General features: G+C 65.8%; 12 protein-coding genes. 7 read left to right on the forward strand and 5 right to left on the reverse strand.

Annotation, left to right across the window (positions count from 1 at the left end):
- Positions 1–2,569: hypothetical protein (locus tag AAGI46_01885; protein ID MEM1010952.1), on the forward strand; the 2,569-nt coding region annotated here is incomplete at its 5' end.
- Positions 2,570–2,640: 71 nt separating this feature from the next.
- On the opposite strand, the gene trmD is transcribed toward AAGI46_01885, so the two are convergent.
- Both trmD and rpsP read right to left on the reverse strand, forming a co-directional pair.
- Positions 2,641–3,333, reverse strand: coding sequence for a tRNA (guanosine(37)-N1)-methyltransferase TrmD (trmD, locus tag AAGI46_01890; protein ID MEM1010953.1), 693 nt, complete (start codon positions 3,331–3,333; stop codon positions 2,641–2,643).
- Between the two features lie 8 nt (positions 3,334–3,341).
- Positions 3,342–3,701 (reverse strand): 30S ribosomal protein S16, encoded by a 360-nt coding sequence (gene rpsP, locus AAGI46_01895; GenBank protein MEM1010954.1) that lies wholly within the window; start codon positions 3,699–3,701, stop codon positions 3,342–3,344.
- Between rpsP and AAGI46_01900 the strand changes: the two genes are divergently transcribed.
- A complete protein-coding gene (locus AAGI46_01900) occupies positions 3,691–4,248 on the forward strand; it encodes a YraN family protein (protein MEM1010955.1) in 558 nt (185 codons plus the stop codon). The two genes, rpsP and AAGI46_01900, sit on opposite strands and share 11 nt — an antisense overlap.
- Here AAGI46_01900 and AAGI46_01905 read toward each other — a convergent pair whose 3' ends face one another.
- Both AAGI46_01905 and AAGI46_01910 read right to left on the reverse strand, forming a co-directional pair.
- Positions 4,249–5,208, reverse strand: a complete 960-nt coding sequence (locus AAGI46_01905) for a DUF368 domain-containing protein (GenBank protein MEM1010956.1) — start codon at positions 5,206–5,208, stop codon at positions 4,249–4,251.
- Between the two features lie 8 nt (positions 5,209–5,216).
- Positions 5,217–5,447, reverse strand: coding sequence for a hypothetical protein (locus AAGI46_01910; GenBank protein ID MEM1010957.1), 231 nt, complete (start codon positions 5,445–5,447; stop codon positions 5,217–5,219).
- 72 nt (positions 5,448–5,519) lie between these two features.
- Between AAGI46_01910 and AAGI46_01915 the strand changes: the two genes are divergently transcribed.
- A complete protein-coding gene (locus AAGI46_01915; protein ID MEM1010958.1) occupies positions 5,520–6,299 on the forward strand; it encodes a suppressor of fused domain protein in 780 nt (259 codons plus the stop codon).
- A 162-nt stretch (positions 6,300–6,461) separates the two neighbouring features.
- Here AAGI46_01915 and AAGI46_01920 read toward each other — a convergent pair whose 3' ends face one another.
- Positions 6,462–7,913: a hypothetical protein gene (locus AAGI46_01920; protein MEM1010959.1), complete on the reverse strand. Its 1,452-nt coding sequence runs from the start codon at positions 7,911–7,913 to the stop codon at positions 6,462–6,464.
- 57 nt (positions 7,914–7,970) lie between these two features.
- On the opposite strand from AAGI46_01920, the gene AAGI46_01925 reads away from it, so the two are divergent.
- The 4 genes from AAGI46_01925 to AAGI46_01940 all read left to right on the forward strand — a co-directional run bounded on the left by AAGI46_01925 (position 7,971) and on the right by AAGI46_01940 (position 11,733).
- A complete protein-coding gene (locus AAGI46_01925; GenBank protein ID MEM1010960.1) occupies positions 7,971–9,437 on the forward strand; it encodes an NADP-dependent isocitrate dehydrogenase in 1,467 nt (488 codons plus the stop codon).
- A 26-nt stretch (positions 9,438–9,463) separates the two neighbouring features.
- A complete protein-coding gene (locus AAGI46_01930; GenBank protein MEM1010961.1) occupies positions 9,464–9,835 on the forward strand; it encodes a PQQ-binding-like beta-propeller repeat protein in 372 nt (123 codons plus the stop codon).
- 187 nt (positions 9,836–10,022) lie between these two features.
- Positions 10,023–10,223, forward strand: coding sequence for a hypothetical protein (locus tag AAGI46_01935; protein MEM1010962.1), 201 nt, complete (start codon positions 10,023–10,025; stop codon positions 10,221–10,223).
- Between the two features lie 91 nt (positions 10,224–10,314).
- Positions 10,315–11,733, forward strand: coding sequence for a TolC family protein (locus tag AAGI46_01940; GenBank protein MEM1010963.1), 1,419 nt, complete (start codon positions 10,315–10,317; stop codon positions 11,731–11,733).
- Positions 11,734–11,736 lie beyond the last annotated feature (3 nt).

Raw genomic sequence — 11,736 nt, forward strand, 5'->3', positions numbered from 1 at the left:
CGACCCGGCCGAGGTCCCCGACTACCCCGTCGGCACCCAACCCCAGAACGACTACCAGGGCTTCGCCTTCGACTTCGGCCTCAACGAAAGCCCCAACGGTGCAGTCGAATACGGCCTTTCAGGCAGCGGCTCGTTCAACGGCGACCTTGACGGCAAGCTCATCGTCACTCGCTTCAGCGGCAGCGACGACCTCATCGTCCTCGACGTCGACGAGACCGGCGGCATCCGGCAGGGCGTCACCGACATTCCAGGCTTCGACGGCTTCTCCAATCCGCTCGACCTCGCCGAAGGTCCTGGCGGCGTGCTCTATGTCGCACAGTTCGGCGATCGCGAGGGAGAGGTGCCGATGGTCGACCCCAACACACAGCGGATCACGCTGCTCCGACCCGTCGCCGCCGGCGGCGAGGCGAGTGTCGACAGGCGCCGCATCTTCATCGATGCCGCCGCCAACACGTCCGAAGAGCGACCGCTCACCGTCCGCAACCTCGGCACCGAGCCGCTGGTCGTCTCGCCCTACACGCTCGGCCTGACCGGACCCGACAAGGACCTGTTCGAGTTCGTCAACGCCCCGACCCAGGCGACCGCCGTCCAGCCGGGCGAAGAGATCAGCTTCACCGTCCGCTTCAACGCCCCGGCCGGCGCGAGCGACGGCGACACCTTCGAGGCCCTCGCCTTCGTCCGCACCAGCGACCCCGACGCTCCGGAAGTCGGCAGCAGCGTCACCGGCGTCGTCAAGCGCGGCGACGGCGGGGCGAACGAGCCTTCGCTCCAGCAGATCTTCGACTACTACGACCTCGGCATCACCACCGGCGACCCCGATCCGACAACCACCGAGATCACCCTCAGCCAGCTCGGCGGCCTGTCGACGCAGCTCTTCCAGCCGGCCAACCCCGACAAGCCCGTCGCCATCGACGTCATCGCCAGCTTCAGCCCCGACGGCAACCCCGTCCTCAGCTACGGCTTCTACCAGCCCGGCCGAGGCGAGGCCCAGACCAAGCTCGGCGAGGTCTTCACCGACCAGGGCCTCGACCCGCTGGTCACCGGACCCGACAAGTTCTTCCCAGGCGGCACCTTCGGCCTCTACGCCAAGAGCCCGGCCTTCGGCGATGTGATCGGCCCCGGCATCTCCGACACCCGCGGCCGGACCGCTTACTCCGAGGCCGTCCTCAACATTTGGGAACCCACGCCCGGCGAGCGCGACAAGGTCGCCGTCTACGAGATTCCCGGCGTCGAGAACGCGCTGGCCGTCAGCTTCGAAGAGTTCGAGTTCGCCGACGACTACAACGACATCGTCCTCGTCATGACCAACGTCGAGCCCGCCGCCCAGGCACCAGGCCGACTCGCCGTCACGAGCAACGGCGCCGACGAAGGCCTCGAACGCCTGATCTTCTCCGAGATCGATCCCGCCGGGCAAGATCCGAACGCCGCGACGCAGCTCACCCGACAGTCGCGCACGTTCGAACTCGCCAACGCCGGCAACTCATCGCTGACCGTCACCGGCGTGACCGCGCCGGACGGCTTCGCCGCGACCAACCTCGTCGGCACCTCCCTCACCCCTGGCCAGACCGCCGCCTTCCAGATCGACTTCACCGCCACCAACGAGGGCAGCCGACAGGGCATCTACGAAGGCGACATCGTCATCGAACACACCGGCGGCTCCTTCACGCTCCCCGTCGCCGGCTACTGGATGCCCTACAGCGAGGACAACTCCTTCAGTGGCATGGGCAGCGTCAACGAAGAGCCCATCCTCGACGACATGATCGAGATCCTCGGCCTGACGACCGACGTCGGCACCGAGGCCGAGCGTCTCACCGGCACGTCCGACCCCGTTGGCGACGAAGTGATCAGCTTCTACTGGCAGGCCGCCCAGCAAGACCTGCCCGTCGAGGTCTACCAGATGGCCGCCTTCCACAACACCGGCTTTGCCGACCAGATCTTCTGGTTCCCACGCGACGGCTCCACCAGCGAAGCCACCGCGTCGGCCAACAGCGTCTCGATCTTCCAGCACGACGCCAACGCCGCCCAGAGCTTCCTCCCCGCCATCCGCAACGGCACCGAACCCGCCGCCGGCACATTCGAGCCTGGCGATGAGGTCTTCGGCTTCCGCGTCGTCAACGAATACAGCGTCGATGACTTCAACGACGACAACTTCGGCTCCGCCGGCGACGACCTGCACCTTTTCCGCTTCTTCCCCGTCAAGGACAGCCGCGGCCGCATCGTCGAAGACACCTGGCTGGTGACGATGGACTTCACCGGCTTCAACTTCGACTACAACGACAACGTCTACATCGTCAAGAACATCGAACCCGCCGACCAGACCCCGTCCCCCGTCGGCGTGACCGCCCAGCGCAACGGCAGCGACGCCACCGTCTACTTCGCCGTGCCGAGCGAGGCCGAACGCGTCGCCATCTTCCGCAGCGACAACGGCGGGGCGTTCACCCAGCTCACCACCCTCGGCGGCCAGGGCTTCTTCGAACTTGACGGCGTCGACGACGACACGGTCCTCCGCATCACCACCCTCGACGCCACCGGCAACCCCGGCACTTTCAGCGAAGTACGCCTGGTGTAATGCGCGACAGAATGGCAGAAAGCAAAAAGAGGCCTGCGTTACACCGCTTGGGACACGTCGAGCGGCGGTTGTCACTCGCCAGGCAGCAGGTCGGGGCGGCGGGCGCGGGTGCGGGTGAGGCGTTGGGCGTGGCGCCAGGCGTTGATCTTGGCGTGGTCGCCGGACATGAGGATGTCGGGGACGGAGCGGCCGCGCCATTCGCGGGGGCGGGTGTACTGCGGGCCTTCGAGCAGGCGATCGACGTCGGGGGCGAAGCTGTCCTGGCGTGGGCCGTCGTCGTGGCCGAGGACGCCGGGGATGAGGCGGACGACGGCGTCGATGAGCACGAGGGCCGGCAGCTCGCCACCGCTGGTGACGAAGTCGCCGAGGCTGACTTCCTCCAGCTCGTACTCCTCGACGAAGCGCTCGTCGTAGCCCTCGTAGTGGGTCGCGACAATCAGCAGGCGATCTTCCGTCGCGAGCTGGTCGACGAACGGCTGATCGAGGCGTCGGCCGACGGGCGAGAGAATCAGCCGGCGGGCTGGCATCGGATCGACGGCCAATGCAGCATCCGTTGCGGCGGCGAGCACCTGCGGCATCATGACCATGCCGGGGCCGCCGCCGAAAGGGCGATCGTCGACTTTCTGGTAGTTCCCCTCGCCAAAGTCACGAATGTCGGTGACGTGGTACGTTACAAGCCCCTTTTCGGCGGCCCGCTTGGGAATGCTCGTGCCGAGTACGGCCGAGTGCAGTTCTGGAAACAGACTGACCAGATCGATCCGCATCGCGGCGGCTATTCCGCCTTGGCCTCTTCGGCAGCCTCGGCCTTCGCTTCACCACCCTCGGCGGCTTCCTCACCCTCGGGCTTCTTGGGCTTGCCGGGCTTGGGCAGGCGGAGCATCTTGTGCTCAAGACCGGCCTTCTTGAGGAGGCTGCTGACGGTCTCGCTCGGGATCGCGCCCGTGTCGAGCCACTTCTTGGTGGCTTCGAGGTCGCAGACGAACTGCTTGCTCTCGTCCGTCGCGACCGGGTCGAAGTGGCCCAGCTGCTCCAGAGCACGGCCGTCACGCTTGTCGCGATCCGTCATCGCCTGAACCCGGTAGAACGGGCGGTGCGTCCGGCCCATGCGCTTGAGACGAATCTTGACGGCCATCTGGAAAGAGCGTGCGTGTCTGGAGGAAAGCGAGCGTGCAGTCGATGGCCGACGGAGCTTCCGTCAGCCGGGCCGGCAGTCTAGGCGACGTCTGCTGCCGGGCAACCGGCTTGGCGAGGCGGCCGGCCGACGGTACAAGCGACGCGTGCTGTTCGGCCGACTCGTCCGCTGGCTCGACCGTGGGCCGGCCTTCCGCGACCCACGCCACGGGCTTGGACGGCAGGGCGAACGGCTTGCCGAGCAACACCTGCGGAAGCAGGGCCTCGCGATCCTCGCCCGCAACTGGCGGTGCCATCTGGGCGAGATCGACCTCATCGCACGCGACGGCGACGTGCTGGTCTTCGTCGAGGTCAAGACCCGCAGCGATCTTGGGAGCGATCCGGAGGAGCGGGTAAACGAGGCCAAGCGACGGCAGATCCGCAAGGTCGCCGGTGCGTACGTCGCGAGGCTGCGCGAGGAGCCGCTGATCCGGTTCGACGTCGTGGCCGTCGTGCTGCTTCCGGGCGAGAAGCCGGTCGTGCGTCACCACGAGGACGACTTCGTGTGACTACGACGCGGGCGCGTCCTTCGCAGCCTTCTCACGTGGCTCGAGCAGCGTGAGGGCAAAGACGGCACCGAACCCGATGAGAAAGGCCAGCGTGCCGGTCGCGTAGTCGCTGCCGGTGCTGGCGTTGTTGAAGGGCCAGATCGCCAGGGTGCTTCCCCAGAGGACGCCCAGCAGTGCACCGCCCATCAGTCGAGGGTGGTTGGCGAGCATCCACTTGAGGGCGTTGGAGAGCACGACGAGCGACACGATCGCCGCGACGCCGACGGGGACAAGCACCCAGAGGGCGTCGACGACGTCGGCCGATCCGCCGCCGGTCAGGCCGTCTTTGAGCAGGCTGACGGCGCCGGTCACGTGCTCGTACCGGCCCAGCACGAGCAGCATGTGTGCGCCGCTAATGCCCGGCAGGACCATCGCGCTCATCGCCAGCGTCCCGCCGGCGAGGTCGCGCGGGATGCTCGGTTGCGGCCGGAACTCCTCGGTCTCGCGCAGCGCGCTGGCGGCTTCCTTGGCCTCCGAGTCCTGCGTGGCGGCGATGACGATCATCACCGCCAGGCCGGCGAGGAATGCGACGACGATCGCGGGCTTGATCGGCCTCTTCAGCGGACCGGCCATCTTCCACAGCGGGCCTGTGCCGGCGAGCGTCATGCCGATGAAGAGGCTGTACATCAATGTCCGCCGCTCGCGCACCAGGTCGCTCATCACGCCCGCCAGCCCGACGACCAGCACGGCCGCCGACGCGACGAGGATCGCGAGGAAGACGACGCGGCTCCTGGTGAACTTGCCCCGGCTCACGCCCGCGGCCGCGTCGACGAAGCGGTCGTAAACGCCCATCACCAGCACCATCGTCCCGCCGCTGACGCCCGGCACGAGGTTCGCCAGGCCCATCAACCCGCCGGCGATGCCGGTGCGGACGACGGGCGGCATGTCGGACGGTTCGGCAGCGTCGGCCGGTGTGCTCATGTTGCAGGTTATCGACGGGCCGTCAGCTTCAGCAAAAGCAGCAGGAAGACGACCGTCAGCGAAATCTGCATGCCCACGCCCGCCAGCTTCAGGATCGCCGGCACGTCGCTGAACGCTCCGAAGGTGTTGGCAATGACCAGCAGCACCTTGGCGATGATGATCGCCCAGAACAGCCGCATCATCTTCCGCCGCTGCTCCCGCTCGGCAGCGTGTGCGTCGTAAGGCAGGGGATCAGGCACGCTTCAACTTAGGTCGTCCAACCTCCGTTGCGAACGACGTGCATCGAGCGGCGCATCTGTTAGCTTGACGTGATGGGCGTGGAAGAAACACCCGGCGGCGACCCGATCCATCGCTACAGCGGCGTCCCAATCGAAAGCGAGCCAGAGCTCTCGACAGGTGATGGAGGGCTGATGGATGCGTTGGACAGCCATTTGGACACCTGCTTTCCCGGTGTGCCGAGGCAGGTCTTTCACGAGCTGATCTCTCCGACGATTCACCTTGACATCCACATCGTCCCACCAAACGAGAAGATTGACGCGTTTACGTGTGTGACAACAGGCATGGCTGAGCGTCCGATGAGTTTTCCGCCGGGTGCTCGTGGTTTGTACGGCGGTGGTCGCTATGCGGAGCTAGTCACTCTGCTTCCGTCGGATTGGCCGCTCTTTGACGACTTTGACCCAGAGAAGTCAATGGCGTTCGACGAGGCGAAAGAGTCTTTCTTCTGGCCTTTGCATGGCCTCAAATGGTTGCCACGCTTTGCCCACGAACACGGCGCATGGTTCTGGGACGGCCACACCATTCCAAACGGCGATCCAGCCGAGCCGATTGAGGACACGAACTTCATCGGGCTGATGCTCGTCGATGCCAGCATTGCGGCAAACCTTCCGGAACAGTTCTCACGCTTCACCGCAGGCGATCGCGACGTCCAGCTACTTCTGGTCATGCCGCTCACAGAAGGCGAGATGGACTTCAAGCTTCAGAAAGGTGCTAACGAGCTACTCGATCGGCTCATCGAAGCTGACGTCGGCGTGGTGATCGATGCAAAGCGCAAGTCGGCGATCCAGAAGCGGTCGCGCTGGTGGCCCTTTTGAGGGGTTAATCGGTCGCACCGGTGCGTGCCGACGAGCCGTTCTCGGGTTCGTAACCGCGCCCGACAATCGCCGCAAGATGCACGCCGACTCCTTTCGGCAGCTTGGGCGTCGTAAGCCGGGCAGTTGGGCATCCCTGACGTGAGCTCGAATTGGTGCGTCTGCTCAGTTCGGGACTGCGACGGCGACAACTTCATCCCAACCCATCGCTTCGAGTTCCTCGCGTGTTGCGGATGGCAACAAACGCAATCGGTCGGTTTTGCTGAAGCCATCATGATCGACCCCATCGCCGCCGACGGTCCAGACGAGGCCGCGCTGTTGGTCGTAGCGGACGGTTGCATCGACGGTCATCACATCCGGCGGGACGAAGGGCAGGTACTCGGGGACAAGCGCTTCGAGCGTGGGTGGCACGGCGTCGTGATCCGCTCGATACAACGCGATCGCCAGTGCGACCGCAGTCCGGTGCCGGTCGTTCTGCGCTTCGAAGTGCGACTTGGCAATGGGCCGGAATCGTGGAAGCAGTTTCGACGCGAGATCAAATTTCATGCGGTTGTCACTGATCCTTGTTGCGACAGCCTCGTGTTGCTCGACCAGCTCGCGCGCAGCGGGCCAACGCTTCTGCTTCCCGATGTCCAACAGCGGGAGCATCGCGTCGACGAGCACTTCACCCGAACCGCCCGCGGTGGCAATCAGCCGCAGCTGGTTGCCGAGGTCCCAGTAATCTGGAGGAGCTTGGCCCGCGAGCAACTGGTCGACGGTGTGCTGCTGGAACAGGATCCCAGCCTCCATGATGCCGTTCCACTGACGTTCCCCGGCACTTCGATCGAGCAGTGCATCAACAAACGCCCGAGCCTCCTTTGGTTCGATCCCGTCAGGGCCGAACTCGAGATGGGGAAGAGCGCGTCCCAACGTCTCCGCTGCCGTGCCTGCCATGCCCAGCCCGGTCAAGTGTGAGGGTGTTGACGGATGAGAAGTCGACAGCGACTCGGCAACTGCAAACAGCCGTCGTGCGGATACAAACGCTTCGACACTCTTGCCGTTCTCGGTGTGGATCAGCGTCTGCCACGCGAGCGGTTGCTCAAGCGATCGCACGTCACTGAGATGCACTAGAAGAACGTCGATCAGGAACGTGATCTCTGGATCGTCCCAGCGAACTCCGAAGTCGGCGATCATTCGGTCGACGGCGGGGCGTGCGACACCGTCGAGAGCATCGAGCTCACTCAGCGCGGCCAAGTAGGGCGCGTGCGCTTCGGCAACCTGGTCCCAAGTGAAGCGGAAGTCGCTTTCGATAATCGAAGGCAATGGCCGTTCGCCGGGGAGCAGCGGATAGAAGAAGGCGTCGAAAGCTTGAAGTCCTTTCCAGCGGTCGACAGCCTCTTGATCGATCTGCTTCATCGCCTCAACCGCCGCCATGATCGGCACAGCCGCGTTCAGGCGATCGTCGACAGCTGTGTACTTGGCGTCGAACGCCGCCGGCGTCAATGGCAGCCCACGATCGCGGAGCGGCTGTCTCGCCTCAACGAGTTGCTCCCTCGCCTCCACGATGAACGGAGCATCTTGAAGTGCTGCCGAGGTGGGCAACGCCAACGCCAACATTAGGAGACCGGATCGCCACATGCAGACATCGTCTCCAAGACGTTCCACGATTCCAACCCTCTGTCCTACATTCGCCGCATGACGCAAGCTGCTTCCATCACGGTTGCTCGTGGCGACGGCATTGGTCCGGAGATCATGGACGCCACGCTCCGCGTCCTGGATGCGGCCGGGGCGAAGTTGGACGTGGAGGAGGTCAAGATTGGCAAGGCCGTCTATGAGAGCGGCGTCACCAGCGGCATCGGGCCGGAGGTCTGGGACTCGCTGCGTCGCACCGGCTGCTTCCTGAAGGCACCGATCACCACGCCCCAGGGCGGCGGGTACAAGTCGCTCAACGTCACCACCCGCAAAACCCTCGGCCTGTTTGCCAACGTCCGGCCGTGTGCCAGCTACGCGCCGTTCGTCCGCAGCAAGCACCCCGGCATGGACCTGGTCATCGTTCGCGAGAACGAGGAAGACACTTACGCCGGCATCGAGCACCAGCAGACGGACGAGGTCGCCCAGTGCCTCAAGCTCATCACGCGTCCAGGGTGTGAGCGGATCGTGCGCTACGCCTTCGACTACGCCGTCGCCAACGGCCGTCGCAAGGTGACATGCATGACCAAGGACAACATCATGAAGATCACCGACGGCATGTTCCGTCGTGTCTTCGAGGAGATTGCTGGCGAGTACCCGCAGATCGAGACGGACCACCTCATCATCGACATCGGCACCGCCCGCATGGCCGACTCACCGGAGATGTTCGACGTCGTCGTGACGCCCAACCTTTATGGCGACATCCTCAGCGACGTCGCGGCCCAGGTCGCCGGTAGCGTCGGCCTCGCGCCGTCGTCCAACATCGGCAAGAGCTGCTCGATGTTCGAGGCCATTCATGGCAGCGCGCCGGACATCGCCGGGCAGAACAAGGCCAATCCGTCGGGCCTGTTGCTCGCGGGCGTGATGATGCTTCGCCACCTTGGGCAGGGCGAGGTTGCGGCGACGGTTCACAACGCGTGGCTGACCGCCGTCGAAGAAGGCGTCCGGACGGGCGACATGAGGCCCGAGCACGACAGCGCCGGCTCGCCGCCGCTCGGCACGGACGCGTTCACCGATGCCGTCATCGCACGCCTCGGCAAGACGCCCAACCGGCTTCCCACGGTCGAAGCCACGGGCACCGCTGCAATCACGATCCCCGAGCTCAAGCAACACACGCCCGTCACCAAAGCCTTGGTCGGCGTCGATGTCTTCCTGCATTGGGACCGAGAAGGTCGCAGCCCTGACGCGCTCGCCAAGCACCTGAACGTCGCGGCACAAGCCGCGGATGTCGGGCTTTCACTCACCATGATCTCGAACCGTGGCGTCAAAGTCTGGCCCGAAGGCCTGCCCGAGACGTTTTGCACCGACCACTGGCGCTGCCGCTTCAAGGCTGCCAGCGACTCAGCCGCGTCGCCGGAGGGCGTGATTCGCCTGCTCCAGTCGATCCACAACGCTGGCCTGTCGTTCATTAAAACTGAGCACCTCTACACCTTCGACGGCAAGCCGGCCTACGCACTCGGCCAGGGTGAGTGACCGCAACGAACTACGCTCCGGTCGCAATGGACCAACCCAGCAACCTCTTCGTGGGCGGCAAGTCTTCCGTCTGGTGCGTCGACCCTGTCGACGGCAGGATCGTGTGGCAATCGGAGCTTCGGACAGGTGTGTTCTCGCGTGGCAACCGATTCGTGACCGTCGCCGACGTGAACGGCCAGCTATTCGCCTTCACGGGCGGGTCGTTGTACCGGCTCGACAAAGCCGACGGGCGGATCTTGTGGGAACGCGAGTTGCCGGGAATGAGGCACACGCTGGCAACGCTGGCTATCGCGGGCTCAACAGCCGCCGCGGCTGCGTCGCTTGCTCAAGCCGCCGCGGTCGCCGCCACAACCGCTGCTGCCGGTGGCGCTGCCGCTGCCACCACGTCGAGCACATAGCTGAAGTGAGCTAGCCGCGGCGATGGCAAGATCCAGTCCCACGGGACCCGAAGCGGACTCGAAGCGTTGCGAAAACCTGTCAATATCTCTATGGTCTAGCAGCCACCGGTCGAGAAGCGCTGCAAACGGGCAGTATCGGCAGCATGCTGACGACCGGTTGATCACTGCCCCCGGCACGGAGACCTCAATGACACGAGCGAAGCGAAGAACGCGTGGTTTGATCGCACTGGGTGCCTCCGGCGTGGTCGCGGCTCTCATTCATTCCGGCATCGCCGCGCCGTATCCTGACCTCGCGACGGCCTACCTGATCTGTGCGGCCGTCAGCCTCTGGGGCGTGATTGATCTCGCGTGGTCGCTGGGCACCGCAGAGCCCGCCGTCGAGGCGTGACGCCCGGCCGAGGGCTTCGGCTTCGAGCCGATTTGAGTCGTCTCGGCACGAACAGTGACAATTGCAAGACAGCGGCGAAGCATGACTCGCCGTGCATCGTCTGTTGTTCATCGCCGTGCCGCTCGTCGCCGGGTGCACGTTGCACGAGGTCACGCCCGACCCGATGCCGCCCGCGACGATGCCGGCGGCGTTTCCTTCGGAGTCGGCGCCGGCGGTCGAGGATGCGTGGTGGCTCGAGTTCGGCGACGATCAGCTCGACGGCCTGATCGCGCAGGCGCTGGAGCAGAACCTCTCGGCCCGAGACTTCGCCGCGCGGCTGGTGGCGGCGCGAGCGCGGACGCGTCAGGCCGGTGCCGTGCGACGTCCGCTGGTGGACGGCGTCGGGTCGGCCGGCTGGACGTTCGGTGGTGACGGCGGGCTCGACAGCGAGACCTTCGACAACGCCGAGTTCGGTTCGAGTGTCGGTGTCGCGGCGAGTTGGGAGCTCGACCTGTTCGGCCGGCTTCGATCGGCCCAAGACGCGGCCGTCGCCGACGCGTCTGCCGCTGCCAACGACCTCGAAGCCGTGCGGTTGGCCGTCGCGGCCGACGTCGCGACGGCGTACTTCCGGTCGACCGAACAGCGGTTGCTGCTCGAGTTGCTCGACGACCAGCTCGAACGAGACCGGACGTTGCTGGAGCTGATCGAGCTGCGGTTCGCGGTGGGCAATGCAACGAGCGCGGACCTCCTGCGGCAGCGGGCGCAGGTCTCGGATGTCGCGGCCCTCGTTCCGCCAGCGCAGGCGGAGCTGCGGCGGGCGGAGAACGCGCTCGATGCGCTCCTCGGCCGGGCAGCTGACGGCGGCGATGTCGCGGGCGATCGACTCGCCGACTTCCCGACGGTGGCCGCCGTCGGTGTACCGAGCGATTTGCTGACGCGTCGACCCGACTTGCGGGCGGCGCAGGATCGCCTGCTCGCGGCCGATTACCGCATCGGCGTCGCGGTCGCGGATCGCCTGCCGCGGGTGACACTCGTCGGCACGCTCGGCTACGCGGACAACGCGATGGGCTCGGGCGTGGCCGGCTCGCTGCTGGGCGACCTCGTCGCACCGCTCGTCGACTGGGGCCTTCGCGAAGCCGTCGTCGTCGAACGAGAGGCCGAGTACGCGTCGCTCCTGGCGGCCTACGGCGACGCGTTTGTCACGGCTGTCGCGGAGGTCGATTCGCTGCTCTTTGCCGAGCGTCGCCAGCGCGAGCGTGTCGACGCACTGGCCGACCGTGTCGATGCGTTGGAGTCGGCCGTTGCCGAGATCCGCGCGCGGTACGCCGGCGGGCAGGGCGACTACCTCGACGTGCTGACGGCCCTCGAAGATCTGCAGGACACGCAGCGCGAACTGCTGGCCGAGCGACGCAACCTCGTGCAGCTCCGCATCGATCTGCACCGCGCTGCCGGCGGCGGGCTGGGCACGGCCTTGCCGACGGAACCGCTCGACCCGACAGCAACGACGTCCAACTCAACCAATGCTTCCTGAGAT

The sequence above is a fragment of the Planctomycetota bacterium genome, assembly GCA_038746835.1.
Classification (GTDB): domain Bacteria; phylum Planctomycetota; class Phycisphaerae; order Tepidisphaerales; family Tepidisphaeraceae; genus JBCDKH01.